The following is an 18,379-nucleotide window of genomic DNA, read 5'->3' on the forward strand; positions in this document are numbered from 1 at the left end:
AATCTACAATGTCAATTATAGAACACAATTTAAGGTGCTGAGATGCCCGGATTAACGTCAATTACAGTAGATAAGGATAGCGAATTTTTTATAACTATTGCAAAAGAAGGAATTCATAGCTTTGTTATGTTAGGAGTCATGGTCGACAATAAACCTCAACTTTTAGCCAGAGTAGGTAAAGGAAATCTCATCGACCCAAGCTTTGGTACAAGTTGCGGGAAACAATTTACTATGTTTGGGAAAGCTCTAGGCTCTCACACAGAGGCTTCATTAGTAGATGAGGGTATTAGCACCAAGAATCAAGATACTACTTCAGACATTAGCTATCAATCATACTCCATCTCCTATGAACAATATCTAGAGTTTCTAGCACTCACAAAAGAGATTCATGAGAATCAATTAAAGTACTATCAGGAGAGAGAACTTCCTGATGTACCCTATAAAGAATTGACTTATCCCCAAAGAGGGATACACGATCTTAGAAGTGGCATCGATTGTTATATCCCTACTCAAGAAGAAGCAGGAAAAGTTACCTTCGAATATAAACCAATTAAAACTTTTGAGCATGAATGCGCTAACGATAAGCAACAAATACGCGAAGAGATAATTAATGGCTCCAAAGAAATTAAAGCATCTAACACTTGCCGCACTACAGCACGCGCTCTTCTTAATTACACGTTGCACTATTCTCCAGATGTTCCTGCTTTGTTTGCGATTGGACTAGATTACAAAACAAAGCTGGTTGGTGGAAAACCAACGGCAAATTCATTTTATGTTCTGCCACAACCACCCAATTGTTTTGAGGTAAACTCAACGCAAATGAAAGTGCTTAAAGAACTCTATAAAAAACTTGAGAATTTGCCTAAAACTAATCCCGCATCTGACACTACAAGAAAAAAGTTTGATGAATTAAAACATCTATATCAAGAAATAGCAGGAAAACCCCAATTACCGCTCACTGTTCTTCTAGACAAAATTACAGTCCACCGTGTTGCACATAACAAATTGTTTGATATACGTAGAAGTCAAAGTCTTATTAGCAAATTTGCTGAAATGTTGGGAATCAAAACAGGAACGCAACAAGCCTACGACCGAATGGAAAAAGCGGTGAAACAAGAAATCGAACGAGTGAATAAAAAGGAAATGAAACAAGGCAAAGGAGTCGATAAAGATGGGTTTCAATCCGATGATCATCGACCTCCTCACGCAACAACAGTCTATCGTAAAAATTCATAAACACTATCGGTCTTAACCCCCAAAGGCTGTGCTTATTGCTGACTTTTTCTGATAGTGCAACATGCTTTTAAAAGCGAGCGCACTATCAAAAGCACTCCATTATTTTCCCTTAGACTCAACTTACAGATTTGCCATAAAGGGGACAAAGTGAGGAAGATTTGGTGAGCCTACTCCAACTGCATCATTCCAAAATTGACTTTCTGGAGCGATGGTTAGTGAAGAATCCCATCCCCAAATATCCAAATCTCCTTGTTTATTCGGTAACACAAAAGCTGTTGAAGGCGCTGTTGGATAAGTCAATGGATCAGGAGCCGTTGCCCCATCAATAACGTTAACCGGAGGAACAATGGGATTAAGGGCGCGTTTGAACCGTAATATAGTATTCAGTTGATATAAATAAGGTGCTGTATGTCCAATGCGAGGTTTATTTAATAATGCACGGGCTTGATTGACTAAAAGCATCGTAGCAGAATATAAAGGACATGCTAAACTAGTACCACCATCTTGCAGATACGCCCCATCCAGTACGATATTTAGGCCCGTGCCTGGATCACCCAACATGGATACATCTGGGACTGCACGGCAAGGTTGATTCCCTTCCGTCCCGCAAACAGTATTTGTTGCATCATTTATATAGCCATATCCGCCAGCATAAAACGAGCTGATCGAGCTTTGCCAAGTTGGTGCTTGATAAAATTGGCTAATACCACCTGTAGTACCTGAAACAAATCCATTCTTTTTCACATCGTAAGTGCCCCACACATTTTCAAAAGCATAATTGTAGAAAGCATCTACAAATACGGAAGTTGCGCCTACAGCCGTAACGTAAGGAGAACTTGCTGGATAATTCACTGCTTTTGCATCACCTTTGTTTTGACATTTTATTTTTCCATCTGCACCTTTACGAGGGCTTGTATACGTGTTATCGCCACAATCTCCGGATGAAAATTGCACGCTGATTCCAAATGCAGCGGCAGTTTGTAACGATTGTTCCATTGATGTATTGGGATCAACATTCGCTGACTCAGGACTAGTCCAACTGTTAGAAATAACGTATGCGTTAGAAAATCCAGCAATAGTGAAGTTATGGGAAGTTAAATAACCAATCACACTTTGCAAGGCTACGGCTTGATTATTGTCATCTGTAACAATTAACACAGTGTTATTTTCTGGAGCCAGGGTGTGAGAAGATTCAATATCCAGGGCAATTTCACCAGTAAAGCCATATTCTCCAGGCCTACTGGGCGTGCATAGGGTAGTATATGGTGTGAAATTTTGATTAAGCATTGCAAAATTTCGGGAGGAGCCAGAAGTAAAAAACGGCTTGATACCATTGGCACTAAAATATTGGTTCGCATCACTCAAAATTTGTTGGGGTTGCGTTGCACCACATCCATCAACGATGATTAATGTTTGTCCTTTCCCATCCAGGTGGGTGCCATTTACAGAAGGAATATTATTGATGTTATAGGTATATTGCAACTGCTTCCCAGAAAACCCATGCACCGAAGTTGTAGTTGGAATGGCGTTGGGGATTAATGAATCCCAGATGAATGTTTCATCCTGAGGTCTGACACTTGTCTGGCTTGACGCATTGTTAGGGAAGTAAAGTGGAATATTGTTTAATCCGGTAATATCAACAATGTATTGCGCCATTTCAGATTGCAACGAAGGCTTGCTTGTACTGGCATAAAAAGTGCCATTATCATAGAGATAATAATTAAGACTTGTGTGCAAAGTACTTTCAATTTGCTGTACAGAAGCTGCTACATGCACACTATGGTTGACTACATCTGCTTGCATGCCTTGAGCAATGAAATATTCTTGTACGGTATGCTCTACTTCTTGAGTTGGCGCATAGTGCCCTTCGAAAACATCCTGGGTTAAATAGTGCTGATAGTTAGGGCTCTGGGGATCGTAAATTTCTTCCACTAACTTATCTAATTGAGCTTTATTTCTTAGTTTTAACCACACTATAAACTTTAATTTTTTATGAGCTTCAACTGGTTTTATAAAAACTGCTTTTTCTACTAAAGCAGATCCCGGGCTAGGCAAGCTTACAAGTCTGTCGGATTTTCCTGCGTAGGAATCAGCTACCATAAGACTCAATGACACTAAAGCCAACAAGATTGATTTTAGCTTTAACATGAATTATCTCCCTATAAACTTAGTTTGCGCCTAGTAAGAAAACGCTATTAATCTTCGTATCTGTTATAAATCCATATAAATCGCCGGTCATTAATGAGTAAATGAAACCATCTTGTGTACCTGCTAACATGGAAGTGCCATCTGCACTCACAAAGAGGCTGTAAACTGCCTGATCCATAAAGGAGCTCCAAGAACCGTTTGTGGTTAAATCATAAGTATAAACGTACTCTCGTGGTCCCCTTCCATCTCTATCTGGTGGTATTTTAATTGGTGCAGTATTGGCATAGAGCATTGTATTAACCACAAAAATATCACGTATCGCCTCAACATCTGCAGGACCAGGAATTTTTATCCAACTACTGCCATTAACCGGCGAATAATAAACATGCCCCTCATTAATGTCTGTACTGCCTATGTAAATTGTATTATTTGTGACATAAATACCATTAACAGCAGTTACAGCATTTGGTAAAGGACGATTTGTCCACGATTTCCTATCATCCGTAGAATAGAACAAGTTGCCATTCTTTGTACCTGCATACACAGTTGTTTGAGTCGTTTCCGTAGTAACAAAAACACTCATTACTTCAGAGTCATCGGGAGACTTGCCTTGATCCCAACTTCCACTACTGTTGCTATAACGATAAACGTGATGGTCTGCACTACCTGCATATATATCTGTATTGGTGGCATAAATACTGTTAACCGCATGATTTTGTGCCGGAATAGTCCCACTCCAAGTAAGACCATTATCACTGGAGGAATACACCTGGCCATTCTCTGCACCGCCAAATATAGTTGCTGCCTGATTAAATGTAACTTCCACGGTATGATTGGCAGTAATGCTGTTTAAACTAAAATTTAAACCGCCCCATTGAGCTGGATTACCATCCACATACCATTGATAAACCTGATAACCACTATTTGGTGTCGCAGTAAAAAGCAGGCTACTGTGTGCAACAACGGTTTGCGGTTTTGCCGGCGAAATTATCCCATTTGCTCCTGCACTTGGAGTAATGACGAAACGGGCATTGCGGATTGTAATATCTAAAGGATTACTCGGTTGATAACATTGTAAAGGGTTGCCATGTTCACACACAGCAGGACCTCCTTTAATATTACCAAGGAGTTGGCTCCCATCCACAAACAAAGTGAGCGTACAGTATTGTTGATAAGCCAGTGTAAAGGGATTAGAACAGTTTCCTGGCGTGGTCATTTGAGTAACTCCAGGAATGGAATTCATAAGTAAAGTTTTTGTTTTTCTTGATTGATTTGTTACTGTATATTGCACATAAGCGTATCCAGACTGCGTCATAGATACATTAGGGGGAAAAGCAGGATTGGGTGTGAATGTCCACATTGGAGTTCCTGCTTGAGAAATATTGTTCATAAAAAAAGCTGCTGCATAAAAAAAGAAGCGCAGGATTATGCCTTGCCATTTAATTTGCATTATCAAGTCCTTTTGTTAATTATGGGATGCTTAATACTATTCCTGTGGGATTTTACTGTTCGTGCTTTCTGCTGCTATTTTGAAAAAATAGCAAGTTAACTTTGGCAAGTATACAGAGATATAATCTCAGCAACAAGAAGAGAAGAGGAGAAGAGCTATCTTCACCAAAGTATGAAAAAATTAACATAAGGAAAGGGAACTCGAATTGATTTTGAGTTGCATACATGAATTATGAATAAGGATAAATAGATAGGGATTTCAAAAACAAAGTAATTGAATCGTTATTCAATATAATCTAAGTTTTAGAGGAGTTAGATCTATCGTGAATCAATATCGTATTTTAATCCAGGCTCCAGATCGAGCAGGTCTTGTATATAAAGCCGCTAAGATATTTTATGAGCATGGGCTAAATATCATCACCAATAATGAATTTGTAGATAATACGAACCATCAATTTTTTATGCGTACCGTGGTAGCTGGAGAAATTGATGCATCACTTTTATATGATCAATTAATAAAGGAAATGCCTCAAGAAACCATGGTAGTCATTAAACCACCTCATAAAAAAAATATTGTCCTTATGGCCACCAAAGAAGCCCATGTTTTAGGTGACATTTTAATTCGTTACCAAGAAGGGCTTCTAGATGCCAATATTCTTGGTATTTTATCAAACCATAATGTTTTATTCCCATTATGCAGTCATTTTAATATTCCTTATTATCATATAAGTGCAGACAATATCTCTCGGGAAGAACACGAGGCACAAATAATCAGTATCCTGAAGCAATTTGACTCTGTTGATTATATCGTACTCGCTAAATACATGCGTATTTTAACACCCAATTTTACGCAACAATATCAAGGACAAATAATCAATATCCATCATTCATTCTTACCTGCTTTTATTGGAGCCAATCCTTACAAACAAGCTTACGATCGCGGTGTTAAAATTATTGGAGCTACTGCCCATTTCGTCAATGAAAATCTTGATGAAGGCCCCATCATTGAACAAGATGTCATTCATGTAGATCACGCTTACGATTGGCAAAGTATGCAACAATATGGCAGAGATGTTGAAAAAGTAGTTTTAGCTCGTGCATTAAAGCTTGCTTTAGAAGATCGAATATTTGTGCATCGCAATAAAACAGTTATCTTTTAAATATAATTAAAAGCGCCTACAGTGTAATGGCCCTAAATTAAAAGAAAAACGTGCTGCGAAACAATTCTAATAGCGATAAGCTCTTCGAGCTTTACATTGTCATTGGGCTATGAGCCCAAAATTTTTTTAAATACTCGAGAAATAGAGCAATTGATAAAACGGTTATTTGTTTGACAACTTTCGGCAGTACGGTGATATTGGCTGACACCCACATCATCAATTACATCCATAATGATATGAATACGATCCGCGTTACCATGATTGTATGCCCTATGTAAGCAATTGACCGCAACAAGATAACAAGACCCATCAGCTGGCATATGAAACTTGCCTTCTTCCGTTTCAAACGCACTTTCCAGGTTGGTGAACACAGGAATATGCAACCGAACTTTATAACAGTTTTCCCATGTATCTCGATGCCAAATCGTGGTTCCGTTCGGTGAAATCCGTGTCCAACGAGCATGATGGGGTTGTAGTCCCAACTTGTAAATAGTCTCGATAATCTCGGCAATGTATTCAGTACCTACTTGAGTGGGATTAACATGCATCTTAGGCCATGTATAACCAATCTCACGATGGGCTCTTTCATAGTCAAACTTATATTCACCACTCTCCTGGTCGAAAATGTAGAAGCGCTCTTCTGTTTGTTGAAAACCATCCCGATAATCCCCACTTGTACTTAGTATACTCCAACCACCGAACATCTCATTTTGTTTGACGGGCTCTAGTTGCTTGACGTATTTATTAAAATAATTTTGAATGCGCTCAATATCAAACTTGATGTGTAACTTTTCTGCGATCATTAAAATAATTCCTCTCGTTGAATGCTACCAAGATCTCTTGAATATGAATATCCATTGAACTCTTTTCACTTTAATTTAATCAAGTTGATATTTTATTACCATCATCCAAAAACAGAAGGATATTATTAAATATTTTACTAGATGTTTATCGGTTGTGCTATTTATGCGATAAAAAATCTACTTTGCCAGTAAAAATCAATCAATTTTAATATTTTGTTAAGTTGCGCGAATTAAAATTTCTCAAAATGAACTTTAATTAATCTCGCTCCATGTGATTAGATAACTTCATGAATCATTTTATAGTGAACTTAGAGGCAAATTTTATGAATGATAAAGGTATTAACGACAAACTAAAAAGCATCTCAGAAGGAAGTCAAAAACAAAAAAAAGCTGCCACTTTATATGCCTCAGCAAAACCGATTGAAGGTACATTAGCAGAAAAATATCTTGTGGAACATCGCCATATTCCAAAAGAAGTTTTACAGCACACCACCTTCAAGTATGATGAAAAATCTAAAAGTCTTGTTACTCCTATTTATGATTCGAGAAATATTTTGACTGGAGTTCAACTGATTCAATTAAATGAGGAAGGTCAAAAAGCGGCTCCTGGAAACGATGCTAAAAGAGTCACTGAAAATAGGCACCATATGGATAAATTTGGCAGAGTTGCCATGATTCGTCAAGGTACTGATTTGACACGTATCTACATTGCCGAAGGAGTAGAAACTGCTGCTTCATTATTATCCATTATTCCAGAGGAGTTTACTGTCGTCGCCTCACTTGGGATACAAGAACTTACAAGTTCGATTCCTTACATTCGTGCATCGCTCATCCCTGGCGCTCAAGTAGTTTGGCTTGCTGATAATGATAAAGGAAATAAAGAGGCTGAGAAGCAACTTTTAGAATCAAAAGAGCATTTTATTAAATCGGGCTTTAAAATTGGCCACGATTTATTTATTGTCGCCCCAATTAAAGAGGGAGAGGACTGGAATGATGTCTTGTGTGATGGTTCAACAAATCTTAAAGAGTCTTTTGAACTGTCGCAACGTGCTTTAGAGACAGAATATAGCCATATGGATACAGAGTATATTATAGAAACACCACTAACACTTCTTGACCGTGCGCCTTATGAAGATGTCGAAGAGAAGGAAACGATTGAGCAAAGTTTTTCCGATACAGAATCGGTTCGTCTCCATATTATAAAAATGGAAGAACAATTGTGCCAAATGGAAGACTGTAAGTCTTTAGTAAAAATCCTGGAGAAACTTAATGTTGATTTGGAAAAATTAAAAACGCGCAAATTTGAAGAGACACATTCTTTAGCGCAAGCTGAAAGAGATTTAAAAAAATAAATCGGATGATTTCTGATATTAAAAAAGTTTTATCTATTCGCCAAGAAAAAAGCACACATCCTACCCCAGACAATTATAAGAAAAAATTAGAGACAAAACTCAGTGAAAGAATGCTTGAAATTCAATTATACGATCAAGCAATTGGTACAATTTCAAAGCTGACAGGCACTAATTCTAATATTGAGAATTTACTGGTAGACGAACCCGCTTTTGCTCAATATTTCAATGAATTTGAAAAAGAGCAACAAATAAACTGTCGTGAAGGAAAATTGCAAAGTTATCAGATAAGACAACTTATTTTAGAGGTTCATAAAAATAATCTAGCTCAATTAAATAGAGAAATTAACCTAATTAAAACCAGTCAACTGCAAGAAAATACTGTATCTTTTATAAATGACGTTGCAGATTCGTGTGCAGTTTTAGGCCAATTGAAAAATATAGTAGCAGGGCGTCAAAAAAAGTTAGAACAACAAAATGAAGAACTTTGCAAAGAGTTAGAGGAACTGTATCTAAGGTCTCTTGACCCCAAAAAAGACTTCTTTTGCAATATGACCTTACAATGGTGGTATAATAATTTATCTGCATTTACGTTTTCAAAACCTATTACTTATACTTTAGAACCATTCGGGCATTCAGTTGAATTAGCTAAAGTGGAGTACTTAGATAATGAAGAGCCAGAAATTGAGGAAACTATAGAACAACTTGCACATGACATTTTGCAACGAAGTGGGATTGCGAAGCAATTAAATCACCAAGAATCAACTTCTGAACAAGATATTTCTTTATATGAACGCTCAGTCAAAGATTATGCCTATAAATTAGCTATGAATATGCATCGTTCGTTCAATGTTCGAATCCCTCTTACAGATTCAAGACAAGAACAGGAATTTGATGGCATTGCCAAACGACGTTTTACTAAGACCAATCCATTAACTGAAGAGTCTCACAGTACAGAAGAATATGTCATCCTGGAACGAAAAACAAATACCGGAACCGGGCAGGGAGCAATGCAAACTGCGTTCACTCAAGATAAAATCAACTCTAAGATGACTTTTTTTAAGAGAGGAGCGGAATATGAGAAATTTACTCATACGATAAAAAATCGTCCCGTATTCACCGATAGAGATATCGTATTATGCAACAAAGAAGAACCTGGCGAACTTAAATTATCCGCATGCGATTGGTATCATGTCAATTCAGATGTCCTTGAACGTATGGATAAAGCAGCGAAAGAGATTTTAGCAGAGGCTTTAAATACACGAAACATTGAGTTTGTTTTTAATCACCCCGGACATAATGTAGGTCAAGCTACAAAGAAAAATTATTTTAACACCAACTTCATTCAAAGAGCGATGCTTAGAGTTTCTAAGTATAATGCTGGAGAAGAGGATGAGATTTTAAAGCGTTTACAAAATTTTTATCGAGGTTGGATGGAGAAATGTTCGTCTACTTCTCAAACCTCATTAGTTTCTGTTGAAGGAACAGCAAAAAACTCCACGCATGAACGAACTACTGATCGAAACTATTGTGAGTTTTTTGCACGCAACTCTACTAAAAGTTCCGCTAAAAATACAACAGAACCAATGCTTAATAATTTGCATGGAGCATAATTATTAGGTTTGTAGGCGATTGGTATTATTCTACTCCATTGACTCTTCTGCAAAACGCTTGCAGGAGAGTTTCTTAAGCTATTACATATAAAAGATGTGGCTCCATTTTGGAGCATCAACGGCATCTCAATCCATAAATCCAATATATTTACTTTAAGAAAGTGGAGTAATTTTTTCATTCGGTGTTAAAGTCAAGAAGGAGAAAATTAAATCCTAATTATCTTTGGAGATAGAACATGTTTTCAAACCAAATTTTTGTTGTAACAGGGGGCTCCACAGGAATTGGTCAAGCTACCGCAGCTCTTTTAGCAGAGAAAGGAGCTCGCGTTTATAACTTGGATATACATAAACCAACCCAAAGCCATTCTTTAGTTCATTATGTTCCTTGTGATATATCCATTTTTTCTGAAGTAGAAAAAGCATTCCAGGATATTATTTCTCGTGAACACAAAATCGATTTATTGTTTGCAAATGCGGGTATCCATTTATTTGCAAATTTAGAAGATACCTCTATTGAGGATTTGGATCGGGTCATTAATATTAATTTGAAAGGAATTTATTATGCTCTTAAATGTACAATTCCAGTGATGAAAAGACAAAATAGTGGAACTATTGTTTTAACAGGATCAGATCAATCGCTCGTTGGTAAAGGGGAAAGTTCTATATATGGGGCAACCAAAGCTGCTATAGCTCAACTCACTAAAAGCACGGCCATTGATTACGCAAAATATAATATTAGAATCAATTGCGTATGCCCAGGAACAATTGAAACACCTTTATACCACACTGCTGTCAGTGCGTACTCGGCTAAGTCGGGAGTTCCCAAGGAAAACATTTATGAATCATTAAAGTTAGCGCAACCTATCTCACGGGTGGGTACGGCAGCAGAAGTTGCCAATCTTGTGGAATTTTTACTGTCAGAAAAGTCCTCATTTATTACAGGCTCATTATTCAGTATTGATGGTGGTTTTGTAGCCCAGTAAAAGCCGTAACTTCCATTGCAACATCTTCTAAATTCTCTATCAATAAGTAGGGAATTTCCCTACTCATTGATAATTTATACAAATAGCCTCATTGAAGATCTCATTTAGGCCACTGCCATTACCTTACTCGTATCCCATAAAACTAATAAACTCGTTCTTAATAAATTCTTAATCTTATTACATTACAATTGTGATCATTTATTGTTCTTTTTGATTTGTTTTAATGTAGAGATTTACATGAAAAGAAAACATGAGTTAAGCAAGTATGAACAACACTATTACAAAGAAATCAGCAAAAAAATTGTTCCTATAAAAAACGAAGATGAACAAAGAAAAATCGATAAGTTTATGGAAAAACACTCCACTACCCCCCATCGAACAACACGGGAATCAGGTTATTCAGCATATTTGTTCAGAGGGAAAAAAATTGAAGTCAATGCGTCCATGGTCAAAAAACGAAAGATTGATAAGGACCATGTTCTCATTACGAAAATCAATCAAGCGCCTACTTTGCCCGTCTCTTGTTTAGCCTCAACAGAGCATGTAATCGCGATGCAGGATGAGGTTGATGATTTTAAATCAGAACTTGAACCGCAAACAAAACAGAATGTAATGTATCTGATCCAGTTAACATGTCATACTAAAAAAATTAATGTCTCAAGCGAAAAAAAAGCACTCTTAAATCTTATGCATGAATATGATGACACATTAAATAAGAAAAATGTCCGCATTATTTATAATAAAGGCAACGCTGTATTTGAAATTAAAGTAAGCACTCAAGTTGCTGATATTCAATTACTTATTCGTGCATTGACCAGCAAAAAAAAATACAACATCATTAATTGTGACTTTGAAGATATAGGTTTAAATCAAGGTGTTTGTCTGGTTAAGAAAGATGCTTCTAATCCAATTCATGCTTTGGTTAATATTGCAAACTCTGATTCTGAAAAAGGATTTCTTGAACGTGATGCCGGTACAACAACAGGGCTTTACACAGCGAGTTATCAAGATCGAAATTGGACATTTAATTTCTTTAATAGCCTGGATAATATGCGAGAAAAGACGGAATATCCGGAAGATACTTTTGCGATAAAAATTTTTAATGCCAATTAAATGCGGAAAAACCTTTTCCCAAATTTGTGAGAAAAGGCGAGCAGTTTTACTCCAGTATCTTTCTTTAGAAATTCGACTGCACGATAATTTCGTTTAGATGATTTTTAATTTGATTCCACTGTTCAAAGAGCTGCTGTTGTATGAGTGGATTATTTTGAATTTCCAACTCTTTGGTATTCTCTTTGGTATAAAGGACATTCAATACCAATAAATCGTTACGATCAGTGAACGCTTTATCGATTGATACACTGTTTCTTTTTGCATCATCAACAAAAATAATAGTCTTAATCTCCGTTTTTATTTTGGATAAAACACACAGTAATGCTTGTCCTTTATCTTCTCCATCAAGAAACATAATACCTCGTTGATAAATGACTTCTTTGCTAAATTGTGGACATTGAAAATTATCTGCGAGTGATGTTTTATTGTTTCTAAATTTCAATCCTTTTTCTTGGAACAATAATTTATCACCAACCGTGAAATTATTGTCTTTCAGTTGCATCATGGTTGCACTTAAATGATCTTTGCCACGAGCAGTTAATCCCAAAATAATTGCACCTTGATCTGTTACGTGATTAAGGAAAGGCAATACGTATTTATCGGTAACCTCCATTTTGATTAATTGAAATAAGATATTTTGAATACGTACCAATTGTTGGTAGTCAGGAGTAAATAATTTATCGGGATCCTTTCCAGTTTTTTGTAATTCAGCTTGCCAGTCCCACCAACCCACACTACCTAATGGCTGCGTCATGGTAATTAGAGTGTCATCTAAATCAAAAACCAGTAGGGTTGATCGAGGATCACTTCGCATCTCCTCATATAAAGTTGCAATGTCTGCAAAGCTATCCAACTCATAATGAATCACCCTGGCAAATATAGGGTTAATAAATAATGAACAAATTAAAAATAAAATAAACGGCATTATCGCTCCTTGAAGTTGTAGATCAGGAGTTAATGGTATAGATTAGCCAATTAATTGATTAGATAGAAAAATAAAAACATATTGTTCACTATGATAAACAATCAATTGAATCTCAATGATTTAGCAATTTTTGCTTTGGTAGTTAAAAATCAAAGTTTTACCCAAGCAGCACTTGAAGCCGGCATCTCTAAAGCCTGGGTCAGCCAAAAAATATCACAACTGGAAAGTGTTCTTGGAATTAAGCTACTCAAAAGAACGACCAGATCATTAAGTCTCACGATAGGTGGGAAAATTTTATTTGAACATTGTCAAATCATGTTGAAAGAAGTTGCGAATGCAGAAAATCATTTACGAGAGTATGCAAAAACCCCTTCTGGAAAACTAGTAATTACTTGTCCTGAGATCACTGGCTTAGAATTATTGCCGACTTTATTAAGTGAGTTTAACTCCCTTTATCCTCAAATAAGAACTCGTTTAATAATTACGGATCAGCTCATGGATTTGACCCAGCAAGGAATTGATTTTGCCTTCCGAACTGGTAAGCTCACTGATTCAACTCTTGTATCTCGTTACATCGGTAAAGTATCTCGTTGTCTCGTTGCTTCTCCTGCATACTTATCCAGCCATAATTCGATAAAAAGCCCTGAGGATCTAAAGGAGCATTCTTTGTTAAAGCATAGTTCTCTGAGTGATTGGCCCTTAAAAAACGGAGAAGACGTTTTTAAAGTTCCTATTAAAAATGCAATGATTGAAAGTAGTTCTTTAATCTTTTTACACAAAATGGCTTGCCTTGATCGAGGTATCGCTTTTCTTCCCTATTATTTATGTTCTGATGCATTAAAAAATAATATTTTAATCGAAGTGTTACCTGAATGGTCAAATACAGATAATCATTATTACCTGGTTTTTCATAAAGACAAAAGTGTCCTTTATATAAACCAATTATTTAAAGCATTTATATTGGGATCTGATTTAAAACATAGGATTGCTCGATAGACGCTGCATCGAATTTCGATTCAACTCACGTTATTCCATTCTTTATGCTCTTCAAAAATAGACAAGTCCCTATAAAAAAAATATTATGCGCAGTGTGAATATATTTAAAACAACAATAACAACGTTTCAGGAGTAAACATGAAGTTTTTTGGTAGGTCAAAAGACAAACAAATTTATAACAAGCTAGAAGATAAAACTCAAAAACAAAATAAAATTCATCATGAAGATCCTTCTCTCAAACAAATTGATGCAGAATTAAAGCAATTAAAAAGCCGAAGAAAAAAACTGACCTCGCCTCATGTTTCACAACTGGCTGCAAGCTCTTTTTTCGTAGGAATACCAGTAGCGATACCCGCTTCTTATTTTGCTACTACTAATGTTTATAATAGAGAAATTATGTCATTAGATAGACAAATTGATCAATTAGAAGAAACCAGATACAGAATGACTCACCCTGGCACTTCTCCCTCCAAATAGGTGCTGGTTTACAATAAAAACTTGAATGCGCAAGATGCCAATCCATAGAATTGGGCGTGCATCAAATTTTCTGTGAGGTTTCTGCAAACAAGCAGAAACCCCACATATTTATTCCAATTATATGACATATAAATTTAATTAATTGTAATTTATTTAAGCAAATAGATAAAATTAATTATCGTTGGTATTAATTAATACGTTTATGCAAGAAGACATACTCACCAATTTGGAAATCAAAAATACATTAGAAGCTTGTAATATAGAACTTGAAAAATTTGTACTCAATCTCCTTAATTCAAAACATCATAAATTTTCCAAAAAAAGTTATCCTCATATTTTTGATGTGTATGAAAAACATCAAGGTTTATGCGATATAGTCTGTAATTATTTTACAATTATGGATGTAGGCTCAATTAAAGACATGGATCTACTTGTTGATAATTTTAAAAATTCAAATAGTGATGAGTTTGATTACAGTAAAATGGAAAATTTATCTAAAACTCATATTCTCTCCTTAGTAACCTTTGTCGAAGTATTAAAATTTATTTTCCTAAATATTGTTCCCTATAATATTTTTAAAAAATCTGAAGAAAAAAACCTACGCACAGAGGAGAATGGGATTAATCGAGAGTTATTTAAAGAAAAAATGGATTCATTAGAAAATGGGGCATATATTAAATTTGTTGCATATGAAACAAACTGGGCCCTCCCTTTAACTGGCCATTCGATGCTTATTAATAAAATAGAAGCTGACAAGTATTTATTTTTTAATCCTGATGCGCATTACCCTGAATGTAAATTTCTCAATGGCACCCAATTGTGTGAAAAAGTGGATGATATAGCCAAGGTTTTTGAAAGAGTAACTTTTATAGATAACATGAAATTTATACAGAGGGTAGAAGACACATTATTTGCAGCCCCAGCAAAGAAAAAGAGTGAATCCTGTGACTTAACTTCACCTCCTAGAGTACCGATATTCGACAAAGGCTTATTAACTAACAAGCTTAATTGTTTATCCCCAGGAACTATGATTCAATTTGATGATTTTGAAACGAAAAATGGACTTAAGTTGCCAGGTCATGCGTTGCTTATCCATAAGCTAAGACATAATGATTTCGTGTTTTATAATACGGAGGCACAACCAGAATGTATATTTTGCACTAGTGAACAACTTATTGAGGAAATAGACAAGCTTGCGTTTTCTCATGGTAATGTGCTTATCAATTGCGAAAAGTTAATCCAAAAAATAGACGATGTATTCATAGATAAGGCTAAAAACTTAAAATTAGAGCTTCAAGGCACAATTTTGCACGCTTTAAGCGAAGAATCATTATCCCCAACTTCCCTCTAAGGAGTGCCTGCCTGGATTGGCACTTCTATAACATAATAAAAAAATTTAGTTGGGTGTTGGACACTTGCAAGGGACGTCCCAAAAGTTCAGTGCTTTATCCTCAAAGCGTTAAGTTAGCACTATCAATAAAAGAATCTTCCTCCTTTTTACTTCCATTTGTAAAGAAACAATGTCTTTTCTGTATGATTTTAGGGGCAGAAAACTGAAAATTGCTTTCGGTAAAATATTCTAATAATTTTTGAATATTTTTAGGTGTAAAAGTAATAGCGATTTCATTTTCATTGGTAACTCTGTATTTTGCTATATCCGTTATTGATAACATTTTGTTTATGACATTCATCCCCTGAGGATCATTTGACACAAATTTTATAATTAATTTTTCCTTACCCCCAGAGGTAACCAGACTAAAATGAAGACTTTCAATGCCCGTTCTTTTTAATTCACTCTTAATTAATTCATCGTTTACTACACGATTTAGCACCTCAATTCTTTCTTGAAAATATTGCTTATTAATGGCGGGTAAAAAATCGATGAGTCGAGTTATTTTCTTCTCATTTTCTAACGAAAACTCAATTTCTGATCGTCCCTCTCTAACCCAGGCACGGCATTTAATCTTGTCATGGCCTGGATGAGTAAACGTATATTGATATGGATCTAAGCCCGCTAATTTTATATTTTTTATTGTCTTTGTTTTCAATTCATTTACTAATTGATTCCCCAAAACAATATCTTCCAAAAGTATTGAATCGGATAAAATTTTCTCTAAATCATCAAGTATTGCTTTGACAAATTTATCTCTGAACCGTGAGCCTTCATCAAACGAATGAATAAATACCTTCATGCCCTTATCCGTATTGCTGACAATTACATCGAGAACAAAATCAGCATAATTCAAATTTATTGGTTTCAATTTTAACAAGTTATTTAATATAAATTGTATTTTCTTGATTGTTTCTTGATCAAGTCCTGTATAATTACAGTGAATAGTGAAATCAACAACAGGCATAGTAAGATTATTCCATTCCTGAATATCTTTCTTATAGGTTGTCGTTTGAATTGAAATCGCATTAGGGGGCAGCCTAAGTTGCTTAATCCGACTCTCAATTTCAGAGATATAAACCCCATGTGTTGTAATACAAGCTTGAGCGAGGACCTCTGTTGTGCTAGTGATATTTAGGCCTTTTTCTGGTGAGTATCTATAAAACTCACGAAGAGGATAACCTAATTTTGATTGTAATAATAAAGCATCTTTCGCCGATTTTTCCGTATTGCCAACAATAATCCCTACAATACCTTCTTTCTCATAAGTGCCAAGAGCTTCATTGTGGCTAAGAGCGGACTTTCCCCAATAATGAAGCCCCTTATCGGGAATGAGATCCGCGGAAATTCCTTTTCTACGCGTCTCCATCTCTATCATCTTTTCACGAATACCCTTTATATCTTTCTTATCTTTATTAAAACCAGTTTTAGCATCATATTGAAATACACCATCAGCTGCGCTATGACTCATGACATTTTTTTTATACAAATAAGGTACCAAAGTCCCTTGATGGTGAGGATTAATAATAACAAGTAAATCACTTCCAAAAAGCTCTGTAGCGACTTCTTTCATCAAAAAAGAACATGGACGCCATTTGAACCCTTTTGGTGCCCAAACCTTGTCATTATCATATTGTTGCTCAAAAAATTGTTTTAATTCGCGTGTAGAATGAATACCACACTGATTCAATACCCTTTGGTTTTCTTTTAATACTTTTAACTCATCATCGAAGACAGTACTTTTTAATGCACGCACATAACAACCGTCTTTCTGATAAAGTTTCATGCCTAACTGTTGCTCCGAGGTATCTTTAAGCAAAGGATTCATTTCAGCAACAATACGTTGGACTTTAAGGCTGTTTTTGCGATTATAGAGATCCAGTAATGACAAAGAAGAAATATCTATATCAGAAAAAGCAACATTTTTTCCTTCACGTAAACAAGCAAACAAAATTGTTTGCAATAGCATATTTTTTTCTGCTTCCACCACACTTAAATAACAGTTTGAAGAGTATTCGCATTCACTGTGAAGATTGCCTACCGCACCATCGCCTTCAAAACTCTTCAGTGTTTCTAAGTGATTTTCAATGATTTCATCAAGCTCTTTTAAAAAATCAGGGAATTGTGATAAATCATTAAAAATATCAAGATACTCTCTATCAAAATTGCCTTCAGCCACAACACGAATAATATCAAGACAATCAGCATCGTGGATTAATTTTTGATAAATATTTTTCGTTTCTTTTATTTCCGAAGGTTTATTATTTTTACCAGCTTCACCATCTTTTTTTTCTATTGCTAATGCAATAGGGGCGATAACATCAAGTGTAAAGCCAAGCGATAACATATCTCGTTTAAAATTTTCCCCATGGGCTTTCTCATCACCTTCAACTTCATTAATATTTGCAGAGTCATGATAAATAGCTGCTAATTTAAGTAATTTAATCGTTTCCGGATTCAAAGAAGAACCATCTTGTGTTTTTAACTCATTTAAATCGCCAGGAGCATATTTCTGATACAATTCAATGAACATTTCTAAGTTAAGTGCGGCGCTACTGACATGTAAACCGCCATGGCGTGGCCTGTTGATCTGTGGCTTTATATCTTTTTTACCAGGATATGGGATTAAATAGTAACTTTCGATCGCTATTTGAGCAAGTTCATGAAAATGGCTCTCTTTAGTCACATTTAATTGTTGGCATGTCTCAATAAAAGTCATGGAATAAATCTCCATATT

The 18,379-nt window shown here is 35.7% G+C and carries 14 protein-coding genes; 9 read left to right on the plus strand and 5 right to left on the minus strand.

The features are described 5' to 3' along the window. The first annotated feature begins 42 nt into the window (after positions 1-42). Positions 43-1,236, plus strand: a complete 1,194-nt coding sequence (locus EL220_RS15200) for a hypothetical protein (protein WP_027271786.1) — start codon at positions 43-45, stop codon at positions 1,234-1,236. A 120-nt stretch (positions 1,237-1,356) separates the two neighbouring features. Here the strand turns inward: EL220_RS15200 and EL220_RS15205 are convergent, their stop codons facing one another. Together EL220_RS15205 and EL220_RS15210 are read right to left on the minus strand one after the other, a co-directional pair. After that, positions 1,357-3,384 carry a S53 family peptidase gene (locus EL220_RS15205; RefSeq protein ID WP_027271785.1) on the minus strand — a complete coding sequence of 676 codons (2,028 nt, stop codon included), beginning with the start codon at positions 3,382-3,384 and terminating at the stop codon, positions 1,357-1,359. Positions 3,385-3,403: 19 nt separating this feature from the next. Then, positions 3,404-4,834: a WD40/YVTN/BNR-like repeat-containing protein gene (locus tag EL220_RS15210; protein ID WP_027271784.1), complete on the minus strand. Its 1,431-nt coding sequence runs from the start codon at positions 4,832-4,834 to the stop codon at positions 3,404-3,406. 322 nt (positions 4,835-5,156) lie between these two features. Here EL220_RS15210 and purU point away from each other — a divergent pair, with 322 nt between their 5' ends. Continuing rightward, positions 5,157-5,993: a formyltetrahydrofolate deformylase gene (purU, locus tag EL220_RS15215; RefSeq protein ID WP_027271783.1), complete on the plus strand. Its 837-nt coding sequence runs from the start codon at positions 5,157-5,159 to the stop codon at positions 5,991-5,993. A 107-nt stretch (positions 5,994-6,100) separates the two neighbouring features. On the opposite strand, the gene EL220_RS15220 is transcribed toward purU, so the two are convergent. After that, entirely contained in the window at positions 6,101-6,796 is a 696-nt protein-coding gene (locus EL220_RS15220) for an aspartyl/asparaginyl beta-hydroxylase domain-containing protein (RefSeq protein ID WP_027271782.1), read from the minus strand. Between the two features lie 323 nt (positions 6,797-7,119). Between EL220_RS15220 and EL220_RS15225 the strand changes: the two genes are divergently transcribed. The 4 genes from EL220_RS15225 to EL220_RS15240 all read left to right on the plus strand — a co-directional run bounded on the left by EL220_RS15225 (position 7,120) and on the right by EL220_RS15240 (position 11,854). Further along, entirely contained in the window at positions 7,120-8,148 is a 1,029-nt protein-coding gene (locus EL220_RS15225) for a toprim domain-containing protein (protein WP_164838770.1), read from the plus strand. A 5-nt stretch (positions 8,149-8,153) separates the two neighbouring features. Further along, positions 8,154-9,758 (plus strand): hypothetical protein, encoded by a 1,605-nt coding sequence (locus EL220_RS15230; protein ID WP_128130928.1) that lies wholly within the window; start codon positions 8,154-8,156, stop codon positions 9,756-9,758. A 236-nt stretch (positions 9,759-9,994) separates the two neighbouring features. Continuing rightward, a complete protein-coding gene (locus tag EL220_RS15235) occupies positions 9,995-10,741 on the plus strand; it encodes an SDR family NAD(P)-dependent oxidoreductase (protein ID WP_027271780.1) in 747 nt (248 codons plus the stop codon). Between the two features lie 237 nt (positions 10,742-10,978). After that, a complete protein-coding gene (locus EL220_RS15240; RefSeq protein WP_027271779.1) occupies positions 10,979-11,854 on the plus strand; it encodes a hypothetical protein in 876 nt (291 codons plus the stop codon). Positions 11,855-11,918: 64 nt separating this feature from the next. Here the strand turns inward: EL220_RS15240 and EL220_RS15245 are convergent, their stop codons facing one another. Beyond that, the gene (locus EL220_RS15245) at positions 11,919-12,779 is read right to left on the minus strand and encodes a DUF2608 domain-containing protein (RefSeq protein WP_027271778.1); all 861 of its coding nucleotides are present in this window, start codon (positions 12,777-12,779) and stop codon (positions 11,919-11,921) included. A 90-nt stretch (positions 12,780-12,869) separates the two neighbouring features. Here EL220_RS15245 and EL220_RS15250 point away from each other — a divergent pair, with 90 nt between their 5' ends. The 3 genes from EL220_RS15250 (at position 12,870) to EL220_RS15260 (ending at position 15,603) form a co-directional block, all read left to right on the plus strand. Further along, positions 12,870-13,775 (plus strand): LysR family transcriptional regulator, encoded by a 906-nt coding sequence (locus tag EL220_RS15250; protein ID WP_027271777.1) that lies wholly within the window; start codon positions 12,870-12,872, stop codon positions 13,773-13,775. Positions 13,776-13,913: 138 nt separating this feature from the next. Further along, positions 13,914-14,252, plus strand: a complete 339-nt coding sequence (locus EL220_RS15255; protein ID WP_027271776.1) for a hypothetical protein — start codon at positions 13,914-13,916, stop codon at positions 14,250-14,252. Between the two features lie 202 nt (positions 14,253-14,454). Continuing rightward, positions 14,455-15,603, plus strand: a complete 1,149-nt coding sequence (locus tag EL220_RS15260; RefSeq protein WP_232002489.1) for a hypothetical protein — start codon at positions 14,455-14,457, stop codon at positions 15,601-15,603. Positions 15,604-15,703: 100 nt separating this feature from the next. Here the strand turns inward: EL220_RS15260 and EL220_RS15265 are convergent, their stop codons facing one another. Then, positions 15,704-18,361: a hypothetical protein gene (locus tag EL220_RS15265; RefSeq protein ID WP_035906300.1), complete on the minus strand. Its 2,658-nt coding sequence runs from the start codon at positions 18,359-18,361 to the stop codon at positions 15,704-15,706. Positions 18,362-18,379 lie beyond the last annotated feature (18 nt).

Origin of the sequence: Legionella sainthelensi, assembly GCF_900637685.1 — a bacterium.
Classification (GTDB): Bacteria; Pseudomonadota; Gammaproteobacteria; order Legionellales; family Legionellaceae; genus Legionella; species Legionella sainthelensi.